The organism is Sphingomicrobium lutaoense, from assembly GCF_014195685.1.
Classification (GTDB): domain Bacteria; phylum Pseudomonadota; class Alphaproteobacteria; order Sphingomonadales; family Sphingomonadaceae; genus Sphingomicrobium; species Sphingomicrobium lutaoense.
On the sequence record NZ_JACICF010000001.1, the window covers coordinates 1,543,269 to 1,569,464 of the forward strand.

Here is a 26,196-nt window from a genome sequence, read left to right on the forward strand (position 1 = left end):
GCATGTGGTGCTTGCAAGCCGCTCGCGCAATGGCTAGAGGGCGCAGCCTGTCGGGCCGCCCATAAGCGTCCGGCACGGTCGGGGAGTAGCGCAGCCTGGTAGCGCATCACACTGGGGGTGTGGGGGTCGCAGGTTCGAATCCTGTCTCCCCGACCATTTTCCTTCCGGACTAAGTCCGGATCGGATTGAATGCTCGGAACCGAATGAAGGGCTTGTTAACCCTGCCGCGCTATTGCAGCGTCATGCCGACAAGACCCTGCCGATGACGAGCGCCGAAACCCTGTCACCCATCGCCGAGCGCCCGGCGCTCCGCCCCGAACTGATTCGCGGCGGGCGCATGCCTTTGTCGTGGATCGGGCGGCGCGAAGGGCTGGGTTCGGCGCAGGTCCACGAATGCTGCATCGACCATGAAGGCAGCCTCTGGGCAGCCACCTCCTCGGGGCTCGCGCGCTACGACGGGGTGCGCGTCAATATGTTCGCTCGCCCGGCAGGTCTCGAATGCCATGGGTTGCGCGCTCTTGCGGTGGACCAGGACGGCCTGTTGTGGGTGGGTTCGGACCGCGGTCTCCAATCCTTCGACCCGGTCGAGCCCACTCCCGTTTCGCGCAGCTGGCATCCGGTCGGCGTCATCGACCGCATCGCCTTGTGCGGCGACCAGATGTATGCGCTCGGCCCCTCGGACCTGTTCATGCGCGACGGCGAGGACTGGACCGCGATCACTCCCCTTGCCGATTCGACGATCCACGACATCTGCTCGCTCGGCGATCACGGGCTCGTGCTCGCTCTTGGCAACGAAGGTTTGGCGATCCTTTCGGACGGCGAAGCCACTCCGATTGTCTCGCCGGGCCTTGGCGCGATCGGGCCGGTGCGCCGCTGCGTCGCCTTGCGCGATCATGCGATTCTCGTCGGCGGGCGCCGCGGCTTCGCGATCATCGCCCCCGACGGTCACCTCAAGGCGATCCACGCCGGCAGCGGGCGCGTCACCGCCCTGTGCGGCGATGGCAAGGACATCTTCATCGCCTCCGAGCGAAAGCTCCTGCATTTCCGGCCCAAGGGCGAGGGTTATGCCCGCGCCGCGACCATCCTCGACAATGCCGACATCAACGACATGCGCGCCGACGGCTGGGGCAATATCTGGGTCTCGACCGAAAGCGGCGGGATCGCGCGCATCGGCGCCTCGCGCCGCCTCGTCACCTATCATGACGATATGCCGATCGGATCGGTCCTGTGCCTGTCCTCGCTTCCTGCGGGCAGCGCGATCGGCGGCACCAATGGCCTTCTCACGCCCGAAGGGTGCCACCTGCTCAAGGGCGCGCGCATTTGGGACCTCATCCAGACCCGTGCGGGCATCCGCTATGCCGCCAGCGACGACGGCTTATGGAAGGTCGGCCCCGGCCAACCCCAACCGCACGCCCCCTCGCCCTTTCTCGCCGCTCCCTGCCGCGCACTTCTCGAACTCGACGAAGGACTGCTGATCGGCTCGACCGCGGGCCTCACGCTCCTCACCGACGAAGGCGCGCGCGAACTGCTCGACGAGGAGGGCAACAGCCTCGGCTATGTCTATTCGCTCTTCCGCGACCATGCGAACCGCATCTGGATCGCCTGCCTCGGGCGCGGCGTCTGGATTTACGAAGCGGGCGAATTGCGCTCCATCGCGGGTCCCGACATGCCCGACGATTGCAATGCCTATGCCATCGTCGAGGATGACCAGCACCGCATCTTCATCGCGCATGACAACCGCATCTCGCGCATCGACCCGGGCGCCGCACCCGCCACCATCGTCGAGACTGCCGAACCGATCTGCGCCTGGGCGCTGCTCGTCCTCGAGGGCGACCGCCTGTTCGCGGGCTCGACCCGCGGCCTTGTCGAATATGACCCGGCTAGCGGCGAACAGCTTCTCCGCCTCATCGACGATTCGGCCGGAAGCGACTGGGAATTCACCACCAGCCGCGCACTGGTGAAAGCTCCCGACGGCGCGCTCTACTGCGGGCTTTCCTCGGGCCTCGCCAAGGTCAAGCTCGGCAAGCTCGACCGCGAGGACCGCCCCGAGCCCCGCCTCTACGACCAGCGCTGGTCGGGCGGCACCGAACCCATCGGCTCGACCGGCCGCCACAAGGCCGACACCGGCCGCTGGCGCGTCGAATTCGACTTCGCGACCGGTTGGCTCTTCGACGAACGCTCGTGCGAACTTCGCTACCGCCTCCTCGGCTTCGATCCGCACTGGTCGGCCTGGGGCCCGCTCAACACCGTCGCCTACAGCTCGCTCCCGCCCGGCCGCTATTCGCTCCAGGCCCAGATGCGCTCCCCGCTCTACGGCGAAGGCCCGGTGGTCACTCTCTACAGCTTCCGCGTCCGCAGCCGCCGCCAGACTTGGCTCCGCCGCATGCTCGGCGCGGTTCCCGGCGGCGTGGCGCGCGGCGCTTTCTTCCGCAACTGGCGCGCCCGCCGCATCGAACGGCGCGGCCACCAGCTCGAACAGCTCATCCGCAAACGCACCCTCGACCTCGAGGAAATGTACGAAAAGCTCCGCGATTCGCACGGCGAGCTCAATGATCTCGCCTATCAGGACGCGCTTACCGGCATCGCCAACCGGCGCGCCTTCGACCGCGCGATGGACCGCGCCCTCCGCGAAGAGGACAGCAGCCTCTCGCTGCTCCTCATCGACGTCGATTATTTCAAGCTGTTCAACGACCATTACGGCCATTCGGCAGGCGATACCTGCCTACGCGAAGTGGCCGAAACGCTCTCGACCCATCTCAGCCGTTCGACCGACATGGTCGCCCGCTTCGGCGGAGAGGAATTCGCAGTGCTCCTCCCCGGCGCGAGCCTCTCGGCGGCGACTCGCGTCGCGCGCTTGCTTCGCGCCGCAATCGAGTCCCGCGCGATTCCACATGACGCCAATCCCAACAGCCCGGTGGTCACCGCCTCGATCGGCATCGCCACCGCCCAGCCGGGACAGGACGCCTCCGCGCTGATCGAGGCCGCCGACCGGCAGCTCTACCGCGCCAAGGAAGAAGGCCGGAACCGCATTTCCTCGCAAGCCTGCTGACAAGCCCGACGGCAGGCTTCATGGTGTCGGGCAATGCCCCGCAGGAAGAAAAAGAAAAACTGGCCCCGCCGCCTGCTCGCCGCCCTGCTCGCGCTGCCCGCGCTCTATTTCGTCGCGGCGCTGCTCGGCGCGGCCATTCCCGTTAATCGCGACTGGAAAGAGCCCGAACGGGGCATCCCCGTCTACATCGCCTCGAACGGCGTCCATCTCGACATCATCATGCCCGCGTCGATGGGCTCGATCGACTGGCGCGGAGACTTCCCGCCGCAGGATTTCGGCAACCCCGGCCTCCAGCCAAGGGCGCCCTGGGTGATGATCGGCGCAGGCGACCGCGGCATCTATCTCGACACCCCGACCTGGGCCGAACTGAAAGCCGGGACCGCGCTCAATTCCCTGGTCGCGGGCGAGCGTATCATGCATGTCCAATGGGTCGGCGATCCGGCCAGCATCGCGGTCTCGCGCATCCTCATGCGCCCCGAGGAATATCGCCGGCTGGCGCGCGCGATCCGCGCCGATTTCGATCTCGACGGCGAAGGTCGCCCACAGCGCATCGACCATCCGGGCTATTGGGACAGCGATGCCTTCTATGAAGGGCGCGGCACCTTCAACGCGGTCCGCACCTGCAACCAGTGGGTCAATGACAAGCTGCGCATCGCGGGGGTGGAGGCAAGCCTCTGGACGCCCTTCGCCAAGGGACTGGCATGGCGCCACGATCCCCCACCCGAAACGCGTCCCCTGCCCTTCGACTAGAGGACGTAGCGCGACAGGTCGGTATTGCCGGCAATCCCCGAAAGCTGCTTCTCGACGAAGGCGGCATCGATGGTCACCGTCTGCCCGGCCTTTTCCTCGGCTTCGAAGCTGATGTCCTCGAGCAATTTCTCCATCACCGTCTGGAGGCGGCGCGCACCGATATTCTCGACCGTCTCGTTCACTTCGGCGGCGATCCTCGCGAGCGCCTCGATCCCGTCGTCGGCAAATTCGATGGTGACTTCCTCGGTCTCCAGCAGCGCACGATACTGCTCGGTGAGGCTGGCGCGCGTATCCTTGAGGATCTGCACGAAATCGTCCTTGGTCAGCGCACGCAGCTCGACACGGATCGGCAGGCGGCCCTGCAGTTCGGGAAGCATGTCGCTCGGCTTGGCGACATGGAAGGCGCCGCTCGCGATGAACAGGATATGGTCGGTCTTGATCGGCCCATATTTGGTCGCGACCGTGGTTCCCTCGATCAGCGGCAGGAGATCGCGCTGCACGCCTTCGCGGCTCACCGATCCGCCGCGCACGTCGCTCACCGCGATCTTGTCGACCTCGTCGAGGAAGACGATGCCATTGGCCTCGGCATTCTCGAGCGCGGCACGATTGACATCGTCGGGATCAAGCCGCTTGTCGGCCTCTTCCTCGACCAGCCGGTCGAAGGCGGCACGGACCTTGAGCTTACGCCTTTTCTTGGGTGCCGCCCCGCCCAGCTTCTGCATCATGTCGCCAAGGTTGATCATCCCCATGCCCCCGCCGCCATTCATGTCGAAGGGCATGGCGGGCTGCTCGGTGACGTCGATCTCGACTTCGGCCTCGTCGAGGCTGCCATCCTCGAGACGGCGAAGGAAACTCTGTCGCGTGGCTTCGCTCGACCCCTTGCCGGTGAGCGCATCGAGCAGCCGCTCGATCGCGGCTTCCTCGGCGGCGGCGCGCACCTTTTCGCGGCGCCGTCCGCGTTCGAGTCGCACTGCGTCCTCGACGAGGTCGCGGGCGATCTGCTCGACATCGCGCCCGACATATCCGACCTCGGTGAACTTGGTCGCCTCGACCTTGACGAAGGGCGCCTGCGCCAGCTTGGCGAGACGGCGCGAGATCTCGGTCTTGCCGCAGCCGGTGGGCCCGATCATCAGGATATTCTTGGGGGTGACCTCGGCCTTGAGTTCATCGGACAATTGCTGGCGACGCCAGCGGTTGCGAAGCGCCACGGCGACTGCCTTCTTGGCGTCCTTCTGCCCCACGATATGCTCGTCGAGCGCCGCCACGATGGCCTTGGGGGTAAGCGGGTCCGCGCCGTCGCGGACGATCTGGAAATCCTGGTTCATGCCCCGGAAGGTGGGGCGCGCGGGCCAAGGCTTCAAGCCGCGCTCAGGAAAGCGGCTTCTCCATCAGGATCAGCGGCACGAAGGAGCCATTGCTCCCCCGATGACCGCTGCGCTCGACTTCGCGATAGCCTGCTCGGGCGTAGAAGGGCTCCCCTGCCAGCGTGGACATCAGCTCGGCGCGCCGGAAACCGGCGGCCTTTGCCGCTCGCTCGGCAAGGTCGAGGATCGCCTGCCCCACCCCGCGACGGACATGGTCGGGATGAGTGTACATGGCACGGATGCGCGCCGCCTCGGTGGAAGGATCGAGCCGCTCGGGAGCGCGCTGCGCGAGGCTGTGATCGCCCCCGAACAGGGTCTTGCGGCCGCTCCATCCCCCGCAGCCGACGAGCATTTCCCCGTCGAACAGGCAGATATAGGTACCGTCGTCGATGAGCTGGCGGTCGAGCCCCATGACCTCGTGGCTCGCCGCGACCTGGGCGGGGTCGAGAAATTCCGACTGCAGCCGGTCGATTGACGCTTCCATCAGCGCGTGCAGCGCGGGCAGGTCCTCTCGGGTCGCGAGCCGGTCGGTGAAGCCCCGCGACACAGGCTCAGACCGTTTCGATCGTCAGCCGGTCGTTGGTGAAGACACAGACTTCGGCGGCGATCGCCATCGCGCGCCGCGCCAGCTTCTCTGGATCGGCTTCATATTCGTCGAGCGCGCGCGCGGCGGCGAGCGCATAATTGCCACCCGATCCGATCGCGGTGATCCCGCCCTCGGGCTCGAGCACGTCGCCATTGCCGGTAATGACCAGCAGGCTGTCGGCATCGGCCACGATCATCATCGCTTCCAGGTTGCGCAGATATTTGTCGGTGCGCCAGTCCTTGGCCAGTTCGACCGCGGCGCGGAGCAATTTGCCCGAATGCGCCTCGAGTTTTTTCTCGAGCCGCTCGAACAGGGTGAAGGCATCGGCGGTCGCCCCGGCGAAGCCGCCGATGACATTGCCGTCCTTGCCCAGCCTGCGCACCTTGGTCGCATTGGGCTTGATCACCGTGTTGCCAAGGCTCACCTGCCCGTCACCCGCGATGACCGTGGTGCCGCCCTTCTTCACTCCGAGGATCGTGGTGCCGTGAAACTGTTCCAATCTGCCTCTCCGCTGTGCCTTGGCCCCTCATGTGGGCACAAGCAGCGCAGGGCGCAAGTCAGGCCAGCCTGCGCTTCAGGAAGCCGGTCACGTCGGTTAGCGTTCGGTTGCCGCGCCGGAACAGGGGGCTGAACCCCTTGATCGGGTCCGAATGGCTCGCGCCGCGATAGAGGATGAGTTCGACCTTGCCGCCCTGATCCTCGATGGCCCGCGCCAGCACCTGCGAATTGCGCGCGCGCACGATGATGTCGCTGGTCCCGTGAATCAGCAGTATCGGCGGCGCGTCGCCGCGCGCATAGGTGATCGGCTGGGTTTCCTCGGGCCGCGGCCATTGGCCCAGGGCCTTCTTCGCGCGCGGATCGACGAAGGGCAGGAAATCGGTGGGCGCCGACAATAGCACCGTCGCGCGGATCACCCGCTCGTCGAGCCCGACCGAGCGCAGGTAGCGCGGATCGAGCGCGAGCAGCGCGGCCAGATGCCCCCCCGCGCTGTGCCCGGCGACCGCGATGCGGTCGGGATCGCCGCCCATCCCCGCGACATGGTTGCGGACCCATTTCATCGCCAGTGCGCCATCCTCGATGAAATCGGGAAAGCGGCTGCCGGGCGCGAGGCGGTAATCGGCCATCACGGCGAGGAATCCCGCCGCTGCCAGCGCGCGGCCGACGAATGCGAAATCGGTACGCTCGCCCATCACCCAGCCGCCGCCATAGAAGAAGAGGACCACCGGCAAGGGACCGCTCTGCTCGCCGCGCGGTGCCCAGATGTCGAGCCGCTGGCGCGTTTCGCCGCCATAGGCCGCGCCCGCGACGAGGTGGCGCGCCTTGTCGCCCATGAGGCGGCTGCCGAGGTCGAGCATCGCCACCGGGCTGAGGCCGACGCGCTCCATCCCCCACAGCAACTTCTCGCCCCCGATCCGCAGCCTGCGCCCCGCCCGAAGGGCGCGGCGCTTCATCCGGCTGCTGCGTGTCGGCAAGGTCTTGCCGGGCACGTCTCTCACCTCTCGACCCCTTTGACTTTCCCGTAGGTACGGGCCGCGGTGTAGCCGAGGTAGCCCGTGCCGAACAGGGCGTAGAGGCTCTCGGGAATGCCCCGAAGATAGGCGGTCATTCCGGTCGAGATTCCCGTCGCCACTTCGGGTTCGAAGGCGCTGATCACGCCCATCGGCACCGTGAACAGGATGAGGAGATACATCACATACATGAAGCTCGGCCGCGCGCGGCTGGTCCAGGAATCGGCCGACCGGGCTTCGGCAATGATCGCCGAAAGCTGGAGATTGAGTTCCTCCAGTTCCTGCCGCCCCTGCAACTCGATCAGTTCGAGCTTGGCCCGTGCCCGCGCTTCCTTGTCGGGAATGAGCTTGTCGAGCAATTTGGATACAGGCCCGATCAGGGCATCGACGATGGTCATGTCACGCTCTCCTCAATTGATGAAATGGGATCGGCCCGGCTCAGGCGTGGGCGCCGAGGCGGTTGGCCAGCCAGCCGTAGAGAAAGGCCTCGTTGGCGGGCCGCCGCTCGGCGAGCCTCAGGTAGCGCTCGCCCTGCAGGGCCTCGAGCGCGCGCAACAGCACGGTCTCCCCGCCTTTCTCGCCGCGCGCGGCAAGATAGCCGTCGAGCGCTTCCAGCGTGCGCGGCCCGATCCGCCCGTCGGGGGTCAGGTCGGGATAATCCTTGCCTTGCCGGTTGAGCGCGGTGAGCGCGCGCTGGAGAAAGGTCACCGCCACGCCGGGTCCCATGTTGACCCCGGTGTCGAACAGTTCGGCGGCGATGCGCGGCACGCGCCTGGCAACCTGGTCGAGCCGCGGACGCAGCCAGAACAACCGCTTGTAGATGGCCACCGCTTCGCTGCGCGGAAAGTCGCGCATCGCTTCGGTCCATCCATGCTGTCGCGCGACCGCCTGCGTGATGCCAAAGCGCGTCGGCCCGCCGCGGTCGGCGGGATGGTCGACATAGCCTCCCTCGCGCTCGATCACTGCCTCGATCAATCCCTCCGCCAGCACCTCGCCCGAGGCGCTGGTCCCCAAATCCCGCTTCTTCATCTTGTCCTCCGCCTTCCCGAGTCGCAGCGCTTGTAACCATATCGGTTACTTGTAGGACAGCATTTTTATCCAGTTATCCATTTGCCGTTTACTGACACCCGCGTCAGTTGTGGCTTTTGCGTCACTTGTGTTGCCATGCCGGGCGAGGCAAGAATGGCGGCGCAAAAGGTTGGGCCGTCGGCAAGACGGCAATCAGGAGAGAGAATATGACCAGGACACGTCTTCTTGCCGGCAGCCTGCTAGCCGGCGCGGCCATGCTGGCCTTGCCCGCGCAGGCCTCGGCGCAGCGCGTCGATCGCATCGTCGCTTTCGGCGACAGCTATGCCGACGATGGCAATTTCTTCGCCCTGGTCGGCATCGATCCGATTTCCACGGGCGCCTATACCTCCGGCCGCTTCTCGGGCGGTTCCAACTATATCGACACGCTCGGCGCCCTCCTCGACGTGCCGATCGACAATTTCGCGATCGGCGGCGCCCTCACCGACAATCGCAACACCAACGGCCCGCCCCTGGGCTTCCAGACCGAATATGGCGCCTTCCTCGGCGGCGGCGGCGGGGTCTTCCCCACCGTCTCGGGCAGCTTCGACCCCAACGATCTCCTCGCCATCTCGATCGGCGGCAACGACGCCCGCTTCTACCAGCAGAACGGCGGCACCCTCGCCGGCGCCACCGCCGCCGGCCAGCTATCCGCCGCACAAGCCGCGGCGGGCCTCGACCTCCTCGTCAATGCCGGCGCGCGCAACATCAGTTTCCTTGCCGGCAACACCGCTTTCATCCCCGAAGTCGCCTTCGATCCCGATCCCGACGCCTTCGAGGTCCGCAACGCCTATTCGACCGCCTTCCTCGCCGACATGCGCCAGACGCTGGCGGGTTATGCGGCCAATGGGGTGATGGTGCATTATCTCGACCTCAACGCGGTCGGCGATGCCGTCAACGCCAATCTCGCGGCCTTCGGTCTGGTCGGCGAGGCGTGCCCGCCCGACACGACCTGCATCATCTCGCAGACCACCGCGAACCAGTATCTCTTCTATTTCGACCAGCTCCACCTCACCAGCCGGGGCTTCGACATCGTCGGCAAATATGTCGCCAAGCAGCTCGAGGCGCCGCTGACGCTCGCCGCTTCTTCGGAAATGGCGATGGACAATGCCCGCGCCTTCGGCCGGGTACTCACCAACCGCGCCGATGTCGGCGCGCCGCGTGATGGCGACATGGCCGAGGGCCTGAAGCTGTTCCTCGGGGGCGACGGCTACAGCCGCAACACCAACATCACGATGACGCAGGATCCGATGGAGATCCGCAGCGTCGGCGTCTCGGGCGGGCTCGAATATGGGTTCGGCAACGGCACGCTCGGCCTCGTCGGACGCTACTCGATGCCGCAGGCCCATTATGTCGGCGGTTCGGCCGATGCCGAAGCGACGAGCATCCAGATCGGCGCCTTCGGCAGCTTCGCCATCGGCCCCTTGTTCGCGCAGGCCTATGGCGGTTTTGGCAGCGACGACCATGAAATGGAACGCGAAGGCGTCGAGCAGGTCGAAGCGCTCGAACGCGAAGCCGATTTCGACGGCGATCACATGGTGGCCGGCGCCAAGATCGGCTATCTCGCCAATGTCGGGAAGGTCCGCCTCGGCCCGGTCATCGCGCTCGACTATGCAAGCGTCGATGTCGATGGCTACACCGAAAGCGGTGACGACGCGCTCAACCTCATTGTCGAGGATATCGAACATTCCTCGCTTCGCGGTTCGGTCGGTGCCGAACTGCGCGGCGATTTCGGCGGCAATGGCGTGCAGCTGCGTCCCTATGCGGCGGTGCTTCTCGAAAAGGAACTCGACGGCGACGGACGCATCTTCCGTTTCAGCCAGACCTCGAGCCCCGAGATCGTCAACAGCTGGGACGTGGGCGAGCCCGACGACAGCATCTATGGCCGGATCGCCGGCGGCTTCTCGGCGCAGATTGCTACCGCGCTTCGCCTCGACGTGTCGGCGACCACGACGGTGAGCAAGGACGACGGCAACGAGACCGCGGCCAACGTCGCTTTCTCGCTCGGCTTCTGACGAGCCACAAAGGCAAGAATGGGCGGCGCGCGGCCAGGCTGCGCGCCGCCCCTTTTTTTGTCGGTTAAAGCGAGTTAATCGACGGCATGACTGCCGATCAGACTGCCGCGCCCGAAACGGAAGCGAAGACCAATCCCCACGCCGACGAGCGGTTGAAGATCGTTGCCCTCGCGCGGCAATGGTGGCGCCGCAACATGGTCAAGACGGTTGACCAACTCGACGTCATCCGCCGCACCAAGGAAGAGTGCGACCTGTCGGGCCGCTACATCTTCATGACCAGCATGTCGGCGGGCATCGCGGTATTGGGCCTTATCCTCTCCTCGCCTGCGGTGGTCATCGGGGCGATGCTGCTGTCGCCGTTGATGGGGCCGATCATCGGCGCGGGCTTCGCGATCGCGATCTGGGACGTCAAATGGCTGCGCGTCAGTGGCCGGACATTGTTCATCGGCGTCATCGCCGCGATCCTCCTGAGTGCGCTGATCAGCTGGATGAGCCCGATCCAGACGGTGACCCCCGAGATCGCGGGGCGCACCCAGCCGAGCCTTCTCGACCTTGCGGTGGCGCTCTTCTCGGGATTGGCCGGATCCTATGCGATGATCCGCGGACGCGCAGGCACGATCGTCGGCGTTGCGATTGCGGTTGCCTTGATGCCCCCATTGGGCGTGGTGGGCTTCGGGCTCGCGACGTTGAACTGGACGGTGTTCGGCGGGGCGCTGATGCTGTTCATCACCAACCTCGTGACCATCGCCGCGACCTCGGCGGTGATGGCGAGGCTCTACGGTTTCCGGACCAATCTTTCGAAAAAGCGCAGCGCCATCCAGTCGGTCGTGATCGCCCTTTCGCTGCTGGTCCTCGCCATCCCGCTCTATTTCTCGCTGGGACAGATTGCCTGGGAAGCCCGCGCCACCCGTGCCGCCAACCAGGTTCTTGCAGCGCAGTTCGACAATCGCGCGCGTTTCCAGTCGATCAATGTCAACACCGACAGCGATCCGGTGACCGTCTCGGCGGCGGTTTTCACTTCCGAATATCGGGGAGAAGCGTCCACCCGCGCGCAGGAATTGCTGTCGCAGCAGCTGGGCGTTCCGGTCGCGGTCGAGATCGAGCAATTCCGCGTGCCCATCGCCAGCCGGGCCGCCGAAGAGGCCGAACTGGCCGCAGCGCGCAACCGCCAGCAGGCCGAGGCCACCCAGCGCACGATCGATCGCCTCGTCGACCTGATGGCGCTGGTGGGCGGGGTGCCGCGCGACGATGTGCTGATTGACCGCGAGCGGCGCCGCGCGGTCGTGCGAGCCCGTCCGATCGAGGGCGCGACCCTGTCGGCCTATCGCCGACTCGAACTGCGGATCGCCGCCACTGTTCCCGACTGGACGGTGCAATTGATCCCGCCCGCGCGATCGCTTCCGGATGTCGCGATCAGCGAAGATGGCGTCCCCGATGCGCGTGCGGTCCGGCTGATCGCATGGGCGGGCGAGCGAATTTCCTTCCCCGTCCTCATCACGGGCAGCAGCGACAATGTGGAGATCGTTCGGCAGGCGCTGGAGCAGGCCGGGCTCGAGGATGTGCAGACCGCCGCGGGTAGCGGCGACGCTGTCACCGCCGAATGGACAACCCCGCGCGCCGACTAGCCCTGGCTATTGCCGATCGCTGTGCCGTCGTCTTCGCCACCTTCGGCTTCGGCAGGGCCGGCACAATTTGCGAAGATGTCGCGGACGCGCTTGGCGCTGGCGACCTGCAGTGGCTCTGCGCCGCTGAGCGTGATATCGACCATGCCGATGCCCGCGAAAGCATTGGCGAGACTGCGCATCAGGTCTCCAGGCCCGACATTGGCGGTCCACTGTCCCTGGCTGTCGCCGGTCGCCATCGCCACCGGGATCATCGCCGACGCGCCGTTGCCGCTGACGCGGAGCGTTCCCGCGCCCGCTTCGGCATCGCCGATCGCATAGCGAGTGATCGTCAATTGCGGCTGGCCACCGTCCTTGGTGCAGAGCACCGAGAGTTTGGGGTCGGTGCCGGCAGGCTGGCCCTGCGGGCCCCAGACCGCCGCGCCCGTATCGTTGTCCATGCGCCAGGCGAAGCGCAGGCCCGGCGTACGCGCGGCGGCATCGTCCTGCGTCTCGATGAGCTCGGAGGAATCGATCGGATCCACCGCTTCGAGGGCATTGTCGTCGACCGGTTCGACCCGGGCGCAAGCAGTGATAAGCAAGGAGGCGGAGCAGAGGACCAGCAAGTTTTTCATAGACCCTATGTAAGGCACCCACGGGACTTGCCAAGGCTCCCTCTTCAGCAAAGCGGCTATATGACGAAGCCTCTTCACCTCCGATTGACCGCCTATCGTTTCGGGGGCATGATGAATTTCTTCCGGGGGGAGGCAGCATGATGACGAGAGATCGCGCGACGCCGTGGCACTTGTGGCTGGTCGGCCTTGCGGCGCTCCTGTTCAATGCAGGCGGGGGCTACGACTACATCATGATGCAGACGGGCAATGCCGCCTACCAAGCGATGCTCACTCCCGAGATGATCGCATTCTACGAAGGCTTTCCCTTCTGGATGGAAGCAGCCTGGGGTGTGTCGGTCTGGTTCGCGATCGGCGGGGCCGTGCTGATCCTCCTTCGGCGGCGGATCGCCGCGCCGACCTTCCTCATCGCCTTCATCGCCTATCTCGTGACCGGCGCCTACATGTATCTGGTGGCGACCCCGCCACCCGGCGTGCTGACGACCGGCACCCATGTGTTCGCTTTGCTTATCGGCCTGCAGCTGGTTCTTCTCTGGCTCTACAGCCGCAACATGGCGCGGCGCGGCGTCCTGACCTGATCATGCTCGGGCCCGGCCCGGCTTTGCGCAACAAGGGGAATGAAAATGGAAAGAAGCAAGGCTCCCACCCATCTCTGGATCGTCGGGATCGTTTCACTCTTGTGGAACGCCTATGGCGCCTTCGACTATCTGATGACGCGCACGCGCAACGAAGCCTATCTGAGCGCGCTGCCGGTCGATTATGACGAGCTGATGGAATATATCGACAGCTTCCCGCTGGTTGCCGATATCGGCTGGGGACTGGGAGTTTGGGGCGCGGTCCTGGGCTCGGTGCTGCTTCTACTCAGAAGCCGCTACGCCGTGCACAGTTTCGCGGTTTCACTGGTGGGGGCCGTGGTCAGCCTCGGCTACGACATGTTCATGGCGGACAAGCCCGAAGGGATGAGCGGCGGCATCTTCGACATCATGCCGATCGTGATCATCCTCATCGCCGTGGCGTTACTTTATTACGCCCGCAGGCAGGCGGCCGCAGGGGTCTTGCGCTAAGCTCGGGCAACAGGAGGGGATGGGAAGATGGACATCAACTGGATCGCCGTGCTGGTCGCGGCAGTGAGTGCCTTCGTGCTTGGCGGCATCTGGTACGGCCCGATCTTCGGCAAGACCTGGATGGGCCTTGTCGGGGTGACCGAGGAGAGCATGAAGGAAGCCAATATGGGCAAGATCTACGGGACCGCTTTCCTGCTCAATCTTGTCGCGGTGGCCGCCTTTGCCATGTTCCTCGGCGATGTCGACCCGGCAACGGGGGCAATGTATGGTTTCGTCGCGGGGCTGGGCTGGGTCGCCACCAGTTTCGGCATTTCCTATCTGTTCGAGGGGCGTCCGCTCGGTCTCTGGCTGGTGAACGGCGGATATCACACGCTGCAGTTCACCCTTTTCGGGCTGATCCTCGGGCTGTTCTAGGCTAGCGCGCGAGCGAAGCCTTCTCGTCCGCGCTTCGCGACAGGTCGCGCACCAGTTCGCCGACGCGGCGCACCTCGTCGATGCCGATGAGATCGACGGTTTCGGTCCTCCTGCTCCCTTCGCTGTCGCGGCTGGTGTGGGTCTCGATCGAGATCTTGCCGCGTCCCGCCTTTCCTTCCCAGCGGGTCACCGGGCCGATCTGATGCGCCTGGAGGCTTTTGACCTTGAGGCTTTTCCCGACCTTGATGAGCGTGATGAGGCGGCGGTTGGTCACTCCGTGAATGATCTCGCGGTTGGTGAACAGCCCCAGGAAGGGCGCGGCGAGCATCCCGAGGCCAATGAGGATGAACGGAATGCCGAAGGCGGGAAAGGCATAGCGCATCAAGCCCATCTCGCCGCTTTCATTGACGCCGTGCCACGCCATGAAGGTCCAGAAGAGCGCGAAGCCCGTCCAGGGGATGGCGAACAACCAGATGCCGAATGCCGCTAGGTTGGCGACGCCCATGTTGGCGCGGCCATGCCAGCGCAGATGTTCACCGGCACCCAGTTCGGCCTTGAGCGCCTTTTCCAGCGGATCGGGTTGAAATCCCTTCATGTCCGCCATTGTAGCAGCGAACCCGGGACAATGGGTTAAGGCCGCCCGCCCATCTTCTTGTAGCGAGTCTTGCCGAAGCGGGTCTTGCGCGTGCCGGGACGACCGGCGTTCGAATAACCCACTCGCGGAGCGGCGCGCTCGGCATCGGGGATGCCCAGTTCGTCCTCCTCGAGCTTGCGGATTTCATCGCGGAGGCGAGCGGCTTCCTCAAACTCGAGATCGGCGGCGGCTTTGCGCATCTTCTCTTCGAGTTCGCCAATATAGGCGCGCAGGTTATGCCCGGCGAGCGGCGGGGTGTCCTTGCCCTTCTTGCCGCGCGGATCGGAGGCTTCCTTCACGTCGGCAAGGAGATCGGCCACCTCGCGGCGCACGCTTTCGGGGGTGATGCCATGTTCCTCATTGTAGGCGAGCTGTTTTTCCCGGCGGCGTTGCGTCTCGTTCAGGGCGCGTTCCATCGAGCCCGTGACCCGGTCGGCGTAGAGAATGACGCGACCATCGACATTGCGCGCGGCGCGGCCGATCGTCTGGATGAGCGACGTCTCGGAGCGGAGGAAGCCTTCCTTGTCGGCATCGAGGATGGCGACGAGGCCGCATTCGGGAATGTCGAGGCCCTCGCGCAAGAGATTGATGCCGATGAGCACGTCGAAAACGCCCATGCGCAGGTCGCGGATGAGCTCGATACGCTCGAGGGTCTCCACGTCCGAATGCATGTAGCGGACCTTGATGCCCTGCTCGTGCATATATTCGGTGAGATCCTCGGCCATGCGCTTGGTGAGGGTCGTGACGAGGCTGCGATAGCCAGCCTTGGCGACCTTGCGCACCTCGCTGACCAGATCGTCGACCTGGTCCTCGACCGGCTTGATCTCCACCGGGGGGTCGATGAGGCCGGTGGGACGGATGACCTGTTCGGAAAAGACCCCGCCCGTCTGCTCCAATTCCCACGGCCCCGGAGTGGCCGAGACGAAGGTCGTGAGCGGGCGCATCGCGTCCCATTCATTGAAACGCAGGGGCCGGTTGTCGATGCAGCTTGGCAAGCGGAAGCCATGTTCGGCGAGCGTGATCTTGCGGCGGTGGTCGCCTCGCGCCATCGCGCCGATCTGGGGTACCGTCTGGTGGCTTTCATCGACGAACAGAAGCGCGTTGTCGGGCAGATATTCGAACAGCGTGGGCGGCGGTTCGCCCGGCAGGCGACCCGTGAGGAAGCGAGAATAATTCTCGATGCCCGCGCAGCTGCCGGTCGCGGCGATCATCTCGAGATCGAAATTGGTGCGCTGTTCGAGCCGCTGCGCTTCGAGCAGCTTGCCCTCCGCTTCCAGTTCCTTGAGCCGCTCGGACAGCTCGTGGCGGATCGCCTCGGTAGCCTGCTTGAGCGTCGGGCCCGGCGTCACATAATGTGAATTGGCGTAGATCTTCACGCTGTCGAGCTTGGCGCCCGTCTTGCCGGTGAGAGGATCGAATTCGGAAATCTCCTCAATCTCGTCGCCGAAGAAGCTGATGCGCCAGGCCATGTCTTCATAGTGCGAGGGGAAGATCTCGAGATTGTCGCCGCGGACGCGGAAGGAGCCGCGCGCGAAATTGGTGTCGTTGCGCTTGTACTGGAGCGCCACGAGCTTGCGGATGATCTCGCGCTGGTCGACGCTCTGGTCCTTCTTGAGGCTGAAGGTCATCGCCGAATAGGTCTCGACCGAGCCGATGCCGTAAAGGCAGCTGACCGAGGCGACGATGATCACGTCATCGCGTTCGAGAAGCGACCGCGTGGCGCTGTGCCGCATCCGGTCGATCGCTTCGTTGATCGAGCTTTCCTTCTCGATATAGGTGTCGGTGCGGGGCACATAGGCTTCGGGCTGGTAATAGTCGTAATAGGATACGAAATATTCGACTGCATTGTCCGGAAAGAAGCTCTTGAATTCGCCATAGAGCTGCGCGGCGAGGATCTTGTTGGGCGCAAGGATCAGCGAGGGCCGCTGGAGCGTCTCGATGATCTTGGCCATGGTGAAGGTCTTGCCCGACCCGGTGACCCCCAGAAGTACCTGGCTGTTCTCGCCATGGTCGCGGATACCCTCGGTCAGCTCGCGGATCGCGGTCGGCTGGTCGCCCGCCGGTTCGAAATCGCTCCTGAGAACGAACTTGCGACCGCCTTCGGCCTTGTCGGGCCGGGCGGGACGGTGGGGCTTGAATTCCTCGCCGGTATCCGGCTCGGCCAGGCTGGTGCGGATCTGGATCGCCATAGGCCGCTATATGGCGACGCAGCCGCCAATGACAATGGAGCGGACCTGCGCACGATGGCCGGTGCCGCCCCGCCATGCTATGGAGAGCGACCTCGCCAGTAAGGGATGAACGCCATGCACCCTGCCACACTGATCGCCATCCCGGCCGCCTCGCTGTTGCTCGCAAGTGCCGCCGCGCCGCCGCGCGCTGGACAATGGATCAGCACCGCGACAATCGTCGATGTGTCGGCGCCCGGCATGCCTGCCGGGGCGGTGGCGATGATGAAGGGCAAGCCGCGCAGCCACAGCTATTGCCTTACCCAGAAACAGGTCGAGGAAGCGCCCGAGGAGATGTTTCGGCAGACCGAGGGCCAGTGCCAATATAAGAAGTTCGACATGGCGGGAGGCAAGCTCGACTCGGTAGCGGTGTGCACCGGCGGAATGGGCAAGATGGATATGACCATGACCGGCACTTACGACGCCACCAGCTATCAGAGCCACAATGTCATGCGCTTCAGCGGACCGCAGGGAAGCATGACGATGACCGCCCATGTGACGGGCAAGCGCACCGGCAACTGCTGATCCCCCTTGCCAAGCCGCCAGCGCCGTTCCAGTCTCGCCCGATGCGAATAGGGGAGCGTTACTGCAAGGCCGTCGTCCTCTTTTTGGGCGCGGCGCTTGCCGGGTGCAGCCAGGGCAGCGAGCCCGCGGGGCGGTTCATTTCCGAAGACGAGGTCGCCAAGCGGCTGGGTGCTGCCGCGCCGCACCTGCCGCGTCCCGGCGAATATGAAAGCCATGTCCGGATCGACGGCGAGAACGTGGCAGCGGGCGAAGGCGGCACCACGCGCGCCTGCCTGACAAAGGAGCAGCTTGCCGATCCGGTCGCCGCGCTCATTACCGGCGGGCGTGCCGATTGCGCCTATCGCCAATTCGATTTTCGCGGGCCCGATCTCAGCGCCGACATGCGCTGCATTGCCGACGGGGTCGCGCAGGAATTGCAGTTGACCGCCAGCTATCGCGCCGACGGTTTCGTGATCGCCATGCGCGCCGCCAACGGGGACGGAAGCCACCGCACCATCGACATGACCGCACAGCGCCTCGGCGACTGCGGCTGACCATCAGTAAAGGGGGAGAGTGATATGAAAAGGATGATGATCGTGCTGGCCGGACTGGGCGTGGCTGCCTGCGATGGCGCGCCCGCTCCGGCGTCGGAGGAAAATGCACCCAAGCAGAAAGCCGAGCTGTTGGAGCCGGGGCTCTATGAAGTGTCGGTGACGGTCGACAAGCTCGCTTCGGCCGACGGAGCCGAGCCCGCGACCCCGCTCGAAGCCGGCCAGGAATTGACCAAGCAGGTCTGCGTCGCAAGCGAAGGTATCTCGACCCCGGCGCTCTATGCCGAAGGCGATGACGATTGTGCCTTGCGCAATCCCTATGTCCGGCCGGGCCGCTTCCAGTCGGATCTGCGCTGCACCCGGTCGGGCGTATCGGGGCAGGTCAATCTGTCGGCCAATGGCACTTATGAAGCCGAGTCGTTCGAGACGGACGTTCGCACCCTGACCGCGCTCGCCTCGACCGGCGACTATGCGATGAGCCGGACGGTGACGGGGCGCCGCGTCGGTGATTGTCCGACCGAAGGCGACGAATCCGCAGGCTGATTCCAAGTCCGCATCGCAGACCATCGGGAGGCGCCTTCGGGGCGCCTCCTTTTTGCCCGCCGGAGCGCCTCTCTTATGTGCGCTGCAACAGGCCCGACCGGGCCGGAATCGAAACGAAATTTTTTGATTTTGAAAAGGCCAGCAGTTCTGCGGATTTAGCGTTAGGCAAGCGTTAATTGAGGCCAAAGTTGCAAAAAAGACTCTTGTGTCCCGTTTGGGATTAGGCACAATGGGTAGTGTTGCGAACGGGGGAAACGCTCAACATATAGCTGTTGGGGCTGGAAATTGTGATTTCCGGCATGAGCAGGGCTGTGTGTTGCGGGGATATCGGGGACAAGTCCCTGAAATGACTCGATTTCGCTTCAAACGGGGTCGGATCGGGTGTATCCACACGATTCGAACATAACAGGAACATCGCTCCGCCGCCCGGAGCCCAACGATTACGGGGATGCAGCATGGATCTTTCGACCGGAAATGAAGTCACCGCCGACGATGTCACGGTCTCCGATTCCAAGAAGGTCAACGATCGCCGGTTCGCCATCCGGACCGACGAGACGCGCGATGCCAAGCTGACCGAGTTCGGCAAGGAGACGCTGCGCGACCGATACCTGCTGCCCGGCGAGAAGTTCCAGGACCTGTTCGCCCGCGTGGCCGATGCCTATTCGGATGACCAGGCGCATGCCCAGCGCATGTACGACTATATCTCCAACCTCTGGGTGATGCCCGCCACGCCGGTCCTGTCGAACGGCGGCACCGGCCGCGGCCTGCCCATCTCCTGCTATCTCAACAGTGTCGACGACAGCCTCGACGGCATCGTCAACACCTGGAACGAGAATGTCTGGCTGGCGTCCAAGGGCGGCGGCATCGGCACCTATTGGGGCAATGTCCGCGGCATCGGCGAGCCGGTTGGCCTCAACGGCAAGACCAGCGGCATCATTCCCTTCGTGCGCGTGATGGACAGCCTGACGCTGGCGATCAGCCAGGGTTCGCTGCGGCGCGGATCGGCGGCCTGCTATCTCGACATCTCGCACCCCGAGATCGAGGAGTTTCTCGAGATCCGCAAACCCTCGGGCGACTTCAATCGCAAGGCGCTCAACCTCCACCATGGCGTGCTTATCACCGACGAGTTCATGGAAGCGGTGCGCGACGGCGAGCAGTTCGATCTCAAGTCGCCCAAGACCGGCGAAGTGCGCGGCACCGTCAATGCCCGCGCCTTGTTTCAGAAGCTGGTCGAGACCCGGCTGGCGACGGGCGAGCCCTATATCGTCTTCGCCGACACGGTGAACAATTCGATGCCCAAGCATCATCGCGACCTGGGCCTCAAGGTGTCGACCTCGAACCTCTGTTCGGAAATCACCCTGCCGACCGGCAAGGACCATCTCGGCGCCGATCGCACCGCGGTCTGCTGCCTTTCCTCCCTGAACCTCGAGACGTGGGACGAGTGGAACGGCAACAAGCGTTTCATCGAAGACGTGATGCGCTTCCTCGACAATGTCCTGTCCGACTATATCGCTCGCGCTCCCGACGAGATGGCACGCGCCAAATATTCGGCCGAGCGCGAGCGTTCGGTTGGCCTCGGCGTGATGGGCTTCCACAGCTTCCTCCAGGCCCGCGGCCTGCCTTTCGAAGGCGCAATGGCCAAGTCGTGGAACATGAAGATCTTCAAGCATATCCGCGCGCAGGTCGATGAGGCCTCGATGATGCTCGCCAAGGAGCGCGGTCCCTGCCCCGACGCCGCCGACATGGGCGCGATGGAACGCTTCTCGTGCAAGATGGCGATCGCGCCGACCGCGTCGATCTCGATCATCGCGGGCGGCACCTCGGCCTGCATCGAGCCCATTCCCGCCAACATCTATACCCACAAGACGCTGTCGGGCAGCTTCGTGGTGAAGAATCCCTATCTCGAAAAGCTTCTCACCGAGAAGTCGAAGAATAGCGAACAGGTGTGGAATTCGATCCTCGAGAAGGGCGGCTCGGTCCAGCATCTCGACTTCCTCAGCGAGGAAGAGAAAGCGACCTTCAAGACCAGCTTCGAGATCGACCAGCGCTGGCTGCTCGAACTGGCGGGCGACCGCGCGCCGATGATCGACCAGGCACAGAGCCTCAATCTCTTCATCCCGGCCGATGTCGACAAGTGGGATTTGTTGATGCTCCACTTCCGCGCCTGGGAACTGGGCATCAAGTCGCTTTACTATCTGCGTTCCAAGTCGGTGCAGCGCGCCGGTTTCGCGGGCGGGGTGGAAAAGGACAACACACCCGAGGCCGCCAAATATGAGCTGCCCTCGACCGATTATGACGAATGTCTGGCGTGCCAGTAAGATGGAGACGGAACGCCTCCTTTTCCTGATTGTCGCGGTGCTGCTGGGGCCTGCTGTTTTTCTGAACGGCCTTACTATCTATCGCAGCGGACGGTCCTTGTTTGGCCACGATCTTGCCGAGGCGCTGCAAGGCTTGCCCTTCACGTACCGCAAGGCCGGTCTGTTGATGATGGCGGTGGGGCCGTTGGCCACGATCGCCATCGTCACCCTGCTGCTGACCTTGCCGGAAGCAGGGTGATGAAGGCCGTGGCGATCATCCTCGCGGTTCTCGGACTTGCGCTCATCTTTCTTGCCCGGCGCAAGGAGATGCCCGCGGTCCGCGCCAATTTCCGCCTGATGGGCGGAGCGATGATGGCGATCGCCCTCGGCTTTGCCGCCTATGACGCGATGGAGGGCTAGGCGATGCTGACCATCCTCTTCTTCCTGGTCGCCATTGCCCTTGCCGGCCTGGGCATCAGCTTCGGCAGCAATGCGAAGATGGAGGCGGGCAAGCGCCGCCTCGTCGCCCTCCTCTTCTATGCCGCCGCCATTCTCTTTATCATCGCCGCTATCGGCCACATCGTTCGCACCTAAGGAGCTTTTTCATGTCCCTCTTGGAAGCCCGTAAAGCCTACAAGCCCTTCGAATATCCCTGGGCCTATGAATATTGGAAAAAGCAGCAGCAGGTGCACTGGATGCCCGAGGAAGTGCCGCTGGGCGAGGACTGCCGCGACTGGGCGCAGAAGCTTACCGAGCATGAGCGCAACCTCCTGACGCAGATCTTCCGCTTCTTCACCCAGGCCGATGTCGAGGTGCAGGACTGCTATCACGACAAATATGGCCGGGTGTTCAAGCCCACCGAAGTGAAGATGATGCTCGCCGCTTTCTCCAACATGGAGACGATCCACATCGCGGCCTACAGCCATCTGCTCGACACGATCGGCATGCCCGAAAGCGAATATTCGGCTTTCCTCCAATATAAGGAAATGGCCGACAAGCATGACTATATGAACCAGTTCGGGGTCGATACGGACGAGGATATCGCCAAGACGCTGGCGATGTTCGGCGGCTTCACCGAGGGGCTTCAGCTGTTCGCCAGCTTCGCCATGCTGATGAACTTCCCGCGCTTCAACAAGATGAAGGGCATGGGGCAGATCGTCAGCTGGTCGGTGCGCGATGAATCGCTGCACTGCGAAGGCATCACCCGCATGTTCCACGAATTCGTCAAGGAACGCGACTGCCTGACCAAGAGCGTGAAGGACGACATCATCGACTGCTGCCAGAAGGTGGTGCGGCTCGAAGACAATTTCATCGACCTTGCCTTCGAACTGGGGCCGGTCGAGGGCATGACGCCCAAGGATATCAAGAAATATATCCGCTACATCGCCGACTGGCGGCTGGGGCAGCTGGGCTTCAAGCCCATCTACATGGTCGAGGAACATCCCCTCCCCTGGCTCGCGCCGCTGCTCAATGGCGTCGAACATGCCAACTTCTTCGAAACCCGCGCGACCGAATATTCGAAGGCCGCGACCCGAGGCGACTGGAACGACGTCTGGCACAATTTCGACCGCCGCCAGAAAGCGAAAGCGTCGAACGACGAAGACGGCGCCGAGGACGAAGCGGATATGTTTGAGGGCGCTGCGGAGTAGGGAAATGATCATTCCACTGTTTTCCGAGCGGACTAAGCCTTCGGAAAATGATGAGATTTATCAGTACGAAGAGGTGCCGCAGAAGCTTCGGGTTCAAGCACAGCAAATCTTGATCGACGCTATTGGCCCCCATGAACATCTGGGTCCTAACTGTTGGTCACCGCCACCTCACAACCCTTCCGCGTGGGAGTTTATTCACAAAACTATATGTCGCGAATACGGTGTGCACCGCTTGGGAAACGAACTGACCGAAGGCCAAAACGTAATCTCGTTCTTGGGCAGTTGTTCCGCGGAACAATTCGTTGACGTGGTTGAGATATCCACACGGTATATTGAGCGAATTATCTCAGATTGGAGCAGCGTCGAAAGAGAAACGAGAGGGATCGCCGCTACGCCCACCGACGCAATAGACGAGATTAATTACAGGTTTAGGAAGAGTGGATTCGGTTTTCAGTTTGAGGACGGACATGCTTTTCGCCTTGATTCAACATACACCCATGAGGAAGTTATAAAGCCCGCACTTACGCTAATATCTCGTCCTGGTTTCGAAGGTCCGAAAGATGAGTTTTTGGAAGCTCACAGATATTTCCGAGAAGGGGATTACGAAGCGACTGTTGTGGAAGCAGCAAAATCTTTCGAAAGCACCTTAAAAGCGATTTGCGAGATGAAGAGATGGGAGTGAAGGGAAGGCTCTAGGGCGTCAGACCTCTTAAAGGTGGTGCGGAAGAACGGGCTTTGGCCTCGCCACCTCGATGGTTCTTTCGATCAGCTAGTCGCAACTCTTGCTTCTGGTCTGCCAAAGGTTCGGAATGAGGAGGGCGCGCACGGCCAAGGCGCGACTCCGAGGCGTCACGAAATGTACATTGCGCAGTACGCACTAAATCTTGCTGCAGCAAAGATCGTTTTCGTTGTCGAGGCCGCGCACAGATAGTAACAATTTGACCGATTTAGATGACTAGCACCAGCTCCGGCGCCCGCCGCCATAAGGCCGCGCTAGTCCTTCGCCGACCAGCACATTGCCCACCGAGACACCGTCCACCATCACCACACTTAGCTTGCGGCCGTAGCGGTCTTCGTCTCGTTCGCCGGGTGCGCGGGCGGCGGTGACCTGGCCGCTGTTGACCAGTTGGTGCAGGCGACGGGTGGCCCGATCGCCCAGCGCCTTTTCCTCGGGGCAGCGGTAGTCGTGGGTTTCGGGGGCGTCGATGTCGAGGATGCGGATCTTCTGCCCTTCGATGTAGATGGTGTCGCCATCGACCACGCAATTATAGCCTCCGCCTTCGTGGCAGATCGAAAAGCCTCCCGTGAAACTGCTGGCGACCTCCTCGATGATCTGACCCGCGCGGCCACCGCCATCCTCGCGCGCCATGCCGATCCCGACCGCTGTCCCGCCAAGCGCCGCGATCAATGCGACGATGCCGACGAAGGTCCAACTGATGCTCTCGCTACGCTTGCCTCTCAACTCGACACGAGCCTTTCCGTCTTTCCACACTGGCTGGACATGCGCGCCGAACCAGTGGCGCCGTTGCCGGGTACTTTTGGTTGAAGGCCGGTCATAGCCTCCTCCGCGATCATCGCCATTGCTTCTCATGCCACCCCATCGTCAACCAGTGCGTAAGCATATCAGGTTAAACGGCGACAATGAGCAAGATGGAGCCCATCGAGGTTGATCCGCCTCTCCGCGAGATCCACGCACAGGCGGTTTCTGCCTTCAACGGCTGGCGGGGCTATTGCGTCGACCGCTTCGCGCGCATCGAACATGCTTCGGCATTATTGCTCGCTGCGCTGGCAAAAAACGGCACGATGGGCGACATCAAGCAGCCGAGGATGTTCAGTCAACGGATCGAACATCTACGCAAGGCAATGGATGGAGACGGGCCGTTTCCACCTTTACGCGCCAAGCTCGGCAAGTCGCTTTTGGCCCTCGCTCTCGCGATCGAGCAGCGCAACCGGATCGTTCATGCTGTCGGGACCATCAGCGTCGATACGCGCGGACAGTGGATCTGGACCTTGTCCTTCAGCCCAAACGGAAAAATCGAGGAGGTCGAAAAAGGGTGGCTGCGTCAAGCCGACGGCAAGACCTTGCACAACCAGCTCAAGTGTGAAGTCGACCGGTTCTCCGGACTCGCCGAAAATCTGCGTCACTCCCTGGCGGCCTGAACGACCGGTACGCCCTATCGATTAGCCGTCGGCCGTGCCCCCGAACCAGGCGTTCGCCTGGGGGCGGAAGAGGTAGTAGGCGAAGAGCGCGATGATCGCGAGGTTGACGAGCGCGAGGTTGCTGAAGGGTGCGGTGAGGAGGCCGATGATCAGCGCGAGGATCGACCAGCCGGTCCACAGATAACGCGACCAGTTCATTCCCTTGAGAACGCCATAGCCGCTCGCCATCGTGATCAGCCCGCCGAGGATGTTGGTCGCCAGCACGCCTTCGCGGCCAAGGCTGCTCGATGCCACCACTTCCGCGAAAGCCTCGGAATCGCTGGTCATCAGGATGCCGAAAATGGCCCATGCGCCGAAGATCAGGAACAGGGCCCCGATGACGCTCATCGCTGTCGATCGTTCGTTCATTCCGCTTCTTTCCGCGATGCGCCCTCGTCTGGCAAGATTTGCCGTCCGCGCGGCGAACTGCCATGCCCGCCTTTCATCCTCCAAGCCCATGTAGGAAAGACATCATGCTACTTGCCTTGCTCCTCGCCGCCCAGCCCGCCGACTGGCCCACCGGTCCCATCATCGAGGGTCATGGCCCCCACGCGTCGGTCGAGGCGACCATGGATATCCCGCAGGGCACGGTGCTGATGCATGCCTTCGACGCGGTCGAGCTGGGCGAGGACGGGAAGAGCCGCACGCTGCAATCCATTGCCCGCTTCATCAACATGCATGCCGCCGCGGGCGTCCCCGCCGATGCGATCCGGCCCGCCGTGGTGGTGCATGGTCCGGCGGTTTTCGCACTGACCCGTGACGAGCGGTTCGGCGAGAAGTTCGAGGGCAAGGCCAACCCCAATGCCGAACTGGTCGCCGGGCTGCTGGCCCATGGCACGCGCATCAGCGTCTGCGGACAGAGCGCGGCGGCGCAGGACGTCGCCAATGAAGACCTGCTCCCCGGCGTCGAAGTCGCACTGTCGGCGATGACTGCCCATGCGCTGCTCCAGCGGCAGGGCTATACGGTCAATCCCTTCTGAACTTGTGCATCATACCCGTTGCTGTATTAACTTCATAATACAGTAGGAGTTCGCTCATGATCAGCCTTGCTCTCGCGCTGGCCGCCGCCGCGGTGAAATGCGATATGCCGCCGCAGCCCGAAGTCGTCCAGCGCATCGAGGACCGCGATGCCGAGCTGTTCCATTTCGCCTTCGAAGGCTGCAATGCCGCAGCGCTCGAGGAATTGGTCCATCCCGATTTCCGGATGCTCCACGATCTCGAAGGGCTCGTCCTTCCGACCGGTGCTGCCTTCCTGAAGTCGGTGGCCGATCAATGCGCCAGGCGCGCACCCGGCGGGGAAAGCGCAGGCTATCGCAATCGCCGCCTCCTCACGCCCGGCACACGCGTCGTCCGGCGGCTGGGCGATTGGGGCGCGCTCGAGGAAGGCACGCACAGCTTTTTCGAATGGGAAGATGGCGAGTGGGTGCAGCGGGGCGGCGCGCGCTACATGCATGTCTGGAAATGGATGCGCACCGAGAACCGCTTCCGGCTGTTCGAAAGCATCAGCTACGATCACGGCGCCGCCATCCCCTACCCCCGGCGCTAG

General features: G+C 63.7%; 30 protein-coding genes, 1 tRNA gene and 1 pseudogene. 21 read left to right on the forward strand and 11 right to left on the reverse strand.

Annotation, left to right across the window (positions count from 1 at the left end):
- Nucleotides 1-79 precede the first annotated feature (79 nt).
- The 3 genes from FHS50_RS07755 (at nucleotide 80) to FHS50_RS07765 (ending at nucleotide 3,799) form a co-directional block, all read left to right on the forward strand.
- Nucleotides 80-156 (forward strand) — tRNA-Pro (locus FHS50_RS07755).
- Nucleotides 157-262: 106 nt separating this feature from the next.
- Nucleotides 263-3,049 (forward strand): diguanylate cyclase domain-containing protein, encoded by a 2,787-nt coding sequence (locus FHS50_RS07760; RefSeq protein ID WP_183933749.1) that lies wholly within the window; start codon nucleotides 263-265, stop codon nucleotides 3,047-3,049.
- A 33-nt stretch (nucleotides 3,050-3,082) separates the two neighbouring features.
- On the forward strand, nucleotides 3,083-3,799 hold the full coding sequence (locus FHS50_RS07765) for a TIGR02117 family protein (RefSeq protein ID WP_183933750.1): 717 nt from the start codon (nucleotides 3,083-3,085) through the stop codon (nucleotides 3,797-3,799).
- Here the strand turns inward: FHS50_RS07765 and hslU are convergent.
- From hslU to FHS50_RS07795, 6 genes are read right to left on the reverse strand one after another with little or no spacing between them, the layout of a single operon-like run.
- Nucleotides 3,796-5,124, reverse strand: a complete 1,329-nt coding sequence (gene hslU / locus FHS50_RS07770; protein WP_183933751.1) for an ATP-dependent protease ATPase subunit HslU — start codon at nucleotides 5,122-5,124, stop codon at nucleotides 3,796-3,798. The genes FHS50_RS07765 and hslU overlap by 4 nt on opposite strands.
- A gap of 43 nt (nucleotides 5,125-5,167) precedes the next feature.
- On the reverse strand, nucleotides 5,168-5,710 hold the full coding sequence (locus FHS50_RS07775; protein WP_265569252.1) for a GNAT family N-acetyltransferase: 543 nt from the start codon (nucleotides 5,708-5,710) through the stop codon (nucleotides 5,168-5,170).
- A gap of 4 nt (nucleotides 5,711-5,714) precedes the next feature.
- Nucleotides 5,715-6,248 (reverse strand): ATP-dependent protease subunit HslV, encoded by a 534-nt coding sequence (gene hslV, locus FHS50_RS07780; RefSeq protein ID WP_183933752.1) that lies wholly within the window; start codon nucleotides 6,246-6,248, stop codon nucleotides 5,715-5,717.
- 58 nt (nucleotides 6,249-6,306) lie between these two features.
- Nucleotides 6,307-7,245, reverse strand: coding sequence for an alpha/beta hydrolase (locus tag FHS50_RS07785; protein WP_183933753.1), 939 nt, complete (start codon nucleotides 7,243-7,245; stop codon nucleotides 6,307-6,309).
- On the reverse strand, nucleotides 7,242-7,655 hold the full coding sequence (locus tag FHS50_RS07790) for a holin family protein (protein WP_183933754.1): 414 nt from the start codon (nucleotides 7,653-7,655) through the stop codon (nucleotides 7,242-7,244). The genes FHS50_RS07785 and FHS50_RS07790 overlap by 4 nt, the downstream gene beginning before the upstream one ends.
- 40 nt (nucleotides 7,656-7,695) lie before the next feature.
- On the reverse strand, nucleotides 7,696-8,286 hold the full coding sequence (locus tag FHS50_RS07795) for a glycoside hydrolase family 108 protein (protein WP_183933755.1): 591 nt from the start codon (nucleotides 8,284-8,286) through the stop codon (nucleotides 7,696-7,698).
- Between the two features lie 206 nt (nucleotides 8,287-8,492).
- On the opposite strand from FHS50_RS07795, the gene FHS50_RS07800 reads away from it, so the two are divergent.
- Together FHS50_RS07800 and FHS50_RS07805 are read left to right on the forward strand one after the other, a co-directional pair.
- Nucleotides 8,493-10,337, forward strand: a complete 1,845-nt coding sequence (locus tag FHS50_RS07800; protein WP_183933756.1) for an autotransporter domain-containing protein — start codon at nucleotides 8,493-8,495, stop codon at nucleotides 10,335-10,337.
- A gap of 86 nt (nucleotides 10,338-10,423) precedes the next feature.
- Nucleotides 10,424-11,962: a TIGR00341 family protein gene (locus FHS50_RS07805; protein ID WP_183933757.1), complete on the forward strand. Its 1,539-nt coding sequence runs from the start codon at nucleotides 10,424-10,426 to the stop codon at nucleotides 11,960-11,962.
- Here the strand turns inward: FHS50_RS07805 and FHS50_RS07810 are convergent.
- Nucleotides 11,959-12,540: a hypothetical protein gene (locus tag FHS50_RS07810; protein ID WP_183933758.1), complete on the reverse strand. Its 582-nt coding sequence runs from the start codon at nucleotides 12,538-12,540 to the stop codon at nucleotides 11,959-11,961. The two genes, FHS50_RS07805 and FHS50_RS07810, sit on opposite strands and share 4 nt — an antisense overlap.
- Nucleotides 12,541-12,710: 170 nt before the next feature.
- On the opposite strand from FHS50_RS07810, the gene FHS50_RS07815 reads away from it, so the two are divergent.
- Genes FHS50_RS07815 through FHS50_RS07825 form a run of 3 tightly spaced genes read left to right on the forward strand, consistent with a single transcriptional unit; the run spans nucleotide 12,711 to nucleotide 14,048 of the window.
- Nucleotides 12,711-13,148, forward strand: coding sequence for a hypothetical protein (locus FHS50_RS07815; RefSeq protein ID WP_183933759.1), 438 nt, complete (start codon nucleotides 12,711-12,713; stop codon nucleotides 13,146-13,148).
- Nucleotides 13,149-13,193: 45 nt separating this feature from the next.
- Nucleotides 13,194-13,634: a hypothetical protein gene (locus tag FHS50_RS07820; RefSeq protein WP_183933760.1), complete on the forward strand. Its 441-nt coding sequence runs from the start codon at nucleotides 13,194-13,196 to the stop codon at nucleotides 13,632-13,634.
- Between the two features lie 27 nt (nucleotides 13,635-13,661).
- Nucleotides 13,662-14,048: a DUF1761 domain-containing protein gene (locus FHS50_RS07825; RefSeq protein WP_183933761.1), complete on the forward strand. Its 387-nt coding sequence runs from the start codon at nucleotides 13,662-13,664 to the stop codon at nucleotides 14,046-14,048.
- Between the two features lies 1 nt (nucleotide 14,049).
- Here FHS50_RS07825 and FHS50_RS07830 read toward each other — a convergent pair whose 3' ends face one another.
- Both FHS50_RS07830 and uvrB read right to left on the reverse strand, forming a co-directional pair.
- Nucleotides 14,050-14,643, reverse strand: a complete 594-nt coding sequence (locus FHS50_RS07830; protein ID WP_183933762.1) for a PH domain-containing protein — start codon at nucleotides 14,641-14,643, stop codon at nucleotides 14,050-14,052.
- A 35-nt stretch (nucleotides 14,644-14,678) separates the two neighbouring features.
- Nucleotides 14,679-16,871: an excinuclease ABC subunit UvrB gene (uvrB, locus tag FHS50_RS07835; protein WP_183933763.1), complete on the reverse strand. Its 2,193-nt coding sequence runs from the start codon at nucleotides 16,869-16,871 to the stop codon at nucleotides 14,679-14,681.
- 114 nt (nucleotides 16,872-16,985) lie between these two features.
- Between uvrB and FHS50_RS07840 the strand changes: the two genes are divergently transcribed.
- The 10 genes and pseudogenes from FHS50_RS07840 to FHS50_RS10880 form a co-directional block, all read left to right on the forward strand.
- Nucleotides 16,986-17,432: a DUF3617 domain-containing protein gene (locus tag FHS50_RS07840; RefSeq protein ID WP_183933764.1), complete on the forward strand. Its 447-nt coding sequence runs from the start codon at nucleotides 16,986-16,988 to the stop codon at nucleotides 17,430-17,432.
- Nucleotides 17,433-17,473: 41 nt separating this feature from the next.
- Nucleotides 17,474-17,965 carry a DUF3617 domain-containing protein gene (locus FHS50_RS07845; RefSeq protein ID WP_183933765.1) on the forward strand — a complete coding sequence of 164 codons (492 nt, stop codon included), beginning with the start codon at nucleotides 17,474-17,476 and terminating at the stop codon, nucleotides 17,963-17,965.
- Between the two features lie 24 nt (nucleotides 17,966-17,989).
- The gene (locus tag FHS50_RS07850; RefSeq protein ID WP_183933766.1) at nucleotides 17,990-18,505 is read left to right on the forward strand and encodes a DUF3617 domain-containing protein; all 516 of its coding nucleotides are present in this window, start codon (nucleotides 17,990-17,992) and stop codon (nucleotides 18,503-18,505) included.
- Nucleotides 18,506-18,960: 455 nt separating this feature from the next.
- Entirely contained in the window at nucleotides 18,961-20,823 is a 1,863-nt protein-coding gene (locus FHS50_RS07855; RefSeq protein WP_183933767.1) for a ribonucleoside-diphosphate reductase subunit alpha, read from the forward strand.
- Entirely contained in the window at nucleotides 20,798-21,061 is a 264-nt protein-coding gene (locus FHS50_RS07860) for a hypothetical protein (RefSeq protein WP_183933768.1), read from the forward strand. The genes FHS50_RS07855 and FHS50_RS07860 overlap by 26 nt, the downstream gene beginning before the upstream one ends.
- A complete protein-coding gene (locus FHS50_RS07865; protein WP_183933769.1) occupies nucleotides 21,058-21,222 on the forward strand; it encodes a hypothetical protein in 165 nt (54 codons plus the stop codon). Before FHS50_RS07860 ends, FHS50_RS07865 begins: the two co-directional genes overlap by 4 nt.
- Nucleotides 21,223-21,225: 3 nt before the next feature.
- Complete coding sequence (locus FHS50_RS07870) at nucleotides 21,226-21,396, forward strand: hypothetical protein (RefSeq protein ID WP_183933770.1); 171 nt, start codon at nucleotides 21,226-21,228, stop codon at nucleotides 21,394-21,396.
- A gap of 11 nt (nucleotides 21,397-21,407) precedes the next feature.
- Nucleotides 21,408-22,451 carry a ribonucleotide-diphosphate reductase subunit beta gene (locus FHS50_RS07875; RefSeq protein ID WP_183933771.1) on the forward strand — a complete coding sequence of 348 codons (1,044 nt, stop codon included), beginning with the start codon at nucleotides 21,408-21,410 and terminating at the stop codon, nucleotides 22,449-22,451.
- A 4-nt stretch (nucleotides 22,452-22,455) separates the two neighbouring features.
- On the forward strand, nucleotides 22,456-23,133 hold the full coding sequence (locus FHS50_RS07880; RefSeq protein WP_183933772.1) for an STM4504/CBY_0614 family protein: 678 nt from the start codon (nucleotides 22,456-22,458) through the stop codon (nucleotides 23,131-23,133).
- A gap of 27 nt (nucleotides 23,134-23,160) precedes the next feature.
- A pseudogene (locus FHS50_RS10880) lies at nucleotides 23,161-23,382 on the forward strand (DUF7014 domain-containing protein); the annotation flags it as partial.
- A 24-nt stretch (nucleotides 23,383-23,406) separates the two neighbouring features.
- Here the strand turns inward: FHS50_RS10880 and FHS50_RS07885 are convergent.
- Entirely contained in the window at nucleotides 23,407-23,913 is a 507-nt protein-coding gene (locus FHS50_RS07885; RefSeq protein ID WP_246332996.1) for a thermonuclease family protein, read from the reverse strand.
- 179 nt (nucleotides 23,914-24,092) lie between these two features.
- Between FHS50_RS07885 and FHS50_RS07890 the strand changes: the two genes are divergently transcribed.
- On the forward strand, nucleotides 24,093-24,611 hold the full coding sequence (locus FHS50_RS07890) for a hypothetical protein (RefSeq protein WP_183933773.1): 519 nt from the start codon (nucleotides 24,093-24,095) through the stop codon (nucleotides 24,609-24,611).
- A gap of 21 nt (nucleotides 24,612-24,632) precedes the next feature.
- Here the strand turns inward: FHS50_RS07890 and FHS50_RS07895 are convergent, their stop codons facing one another.
- Nucleotides 24,633-25,019 (reverse strand): hypothetical protein, encoded by a 387-nt coding sequence (locus tag FHS50_RS07895; protein WP_183933774.1) that lies wholly within the window; start codon nucleotides 25,017-25,019, stop codon nucleotides 24,633-24,635.
- A gap of 104 nt (nucleotides 25,020-25,123) precedes the next feature.
- On the opposite strand from FHS50_RS07895, the gene FHS50_RS07900 reads away from it, so the two are divergent.
- Complete coding sequence (locus FHS50_RS07900; RefSeq protein ID WP_246332997.1) at nucleotides 25,124-25,630, forward strand: DsrE family protein; 507 nt, start codon at nucleotides 25,124-25,126, stop codon at nucleotides 25,628-25,630.
- 56 nt (nucleotides 25,631-25,686) lie between these two features.
- The gene (locus FHS50_RS07905; RefSeq protein ID WP_183933776.1) at nucleotides 25,687-26,196 is read left to right on the forward strand and encodes a DUF4440 domain-containing protein; all 510 of its coding nucleotides are present in this window, start codon (nucleotides 25,687-25,689) and stop codon (nucleotides 26,194-26,196) included.

Bases quoted from the DNA above. Each gene is read 5' to 3' on its own strand.
- FHS50_RS07760 (WP_183933749.1), top strand. From the start codon at position 263: ATGACGAGCGCCGAAACCCTGTCACCCATCGCCGAGCGCCCGGCGCTC.
- FHS50_RS07765 (WP_183933750.1), top strand. From the start codon at position 3,083: ATGCCCCGCAGGAAGAAAAAGAAAAACTGGCCCCGCCGCCTGCTCGCC.
- hslU (WP_183933751.1), bottom strand. From the start codon at position 5,124: ATGAACCAGGATTTCCAGATCGTCCGCGACGGCGCGGACCCGCTTACC.
- FHS50_RS07790 (WP_183933754.1), bottom strand. From the start codon at position 7,655: ATGACCATCGTCGATGCCCTGATCGGGCCTGTATCCAAATTGCTCGAC.
- FHS50_RS07795 (WP_183933755.1), bottom strand. From the start codon at position 8,286: ATGAAGAAGCGGGATTTGGGGACCAGCGCCTCGGGCGAGGTGCTGGCG.
- FHS50_RS07800 (WP_183933756.1), top strand. From the start codon at position 8,493: ATGACCAGGACACGTCTTCTTGCCGGCAGCCTGCTAGCCGGCGCGGCC.
- FHS50_RS07805 (WP_183933757.1), top strand. From the start codon at position 10,424: ATGACTGCCGATCAGACTGCCGCGCCCGAAACGGAAGCGAAGACCAAT.
- FHS50_RS07815 (WP_183933759.1), top strand. From the start codon at position 12,711: ATGATGACGAGAGATCGCGCGACGCCGTGGCACTTGTGGCTGGTCGGC.
- FHS50_RS07820 (WP_183933760.1), top strand. From the start codon at position 13,194: ATGGAAAGAAGCAAGGCTCCCACCCATCTCTGGATCGTCGGGATCGTT.
- FHS50_RS07825 (WP_183933761.1), top strand. From the start codon at position 13,662: ATGGACATCAACTGGATCGCCGTGCTGGTCGCGGCAGTGAGTGCCTTC.
- FHS50_RS07830 (WP_183933762.1), bottom strand. From the start codon at position 14,643: ATGAAGGGATTTCAACCCGATCCGCTGGAAAAGGCGCTCAAGGCCGAA.
- uvrB (WP_183933763.1), bottom strand. From the start codon at position 16,871: ATGGCGATCCAGATCCGCACCAGCCTGGCCGAGCCGGATACCGGCGAG.
- FHS50_RS07840 (WP_183933764.1), top strand. From the start codon at position 16,986: ATGCACCCTGCCACACTGATCGCCATCCCGGCCGCCTCGCTGTTGCTC.
- FHS50_RS07845 (WP_183933765.1), top strand. From the start codon at position 17,474: ATGCGAATAGGGGAGCGTTACTGCAAGGCCGTCGTCCTCTTTTTGGGC.
- FHS50_RS07850 (WP_183933766.1), top strand. From the start codon at position 17,990: ATGAAAAGGATGATGATCGTGCTGGCCGGACTGGGCGTGGCTGCCTGC.
- FHS50_RS07855 (WP_183933767.1), top strand. From the start codon at position 18,961: ATGGATCTTTCGACCGGAAATGAAGTCACCGCCGACGATGTCACGGTC.
- FHS50_RS07860 (WP_183933768.1), top strand. From the start codon at position 20,798: ATGACGAATGTCTGGCGTGCCAGTAAGATGGAGACGGAACGCCTCCTT.
- FHS50_RS07870 (WP_183933770.1), top strand. From the start codon at position 21,226: ATGCTGACCATCCTCTTCTTCCTGGTCGCCATTGCCCTTGCCGGCCTG.
- FHS50_RS07875 (WP_183933771.1), top strand. From the start codon at position 21,408: ATGTCCCTCTTGGAAGCCCGTAAAGCCTACAAGCCCTTCGAATATCCC.
- FHS50_RS07880 (WP_183933772.1), top strand. From the start codon at position 22,456: ATGATCATTCCACTGTTTTCCGAGCGGACTAAGCCTTCGGAAAATGAT.
- FHS50_RS07890 (WP_183933773.1), top strand. From the start codon at position 24,093: ATGAGCAAGATGGAGCCCATCGAGGTTGATCCGCCTCTCCGCGAGATC.
- FHS50_RS07895 (WP_183933774.1), bottom strand. From the start codon at position 25,019: ATGAACGAACGATCGACAGCGATGAGCGTCATCGGGGCCCTGTTCCTG.
- FHS50_RS07900 (WP_246332997.1), top strand. From the start codon at position 25,124: ATGCTACTTGCCTTGCTCCTCGCCGCCCAGCCCGCCGACTGGCCCACC.
- FHS50_RS07905 (WP_183933776.1), top strand. From the start codon at position 25,687: ATGATCAGCCTTGCTCTCGCGCTGGCCGCCGCCGCGGTGAAATGCGAT.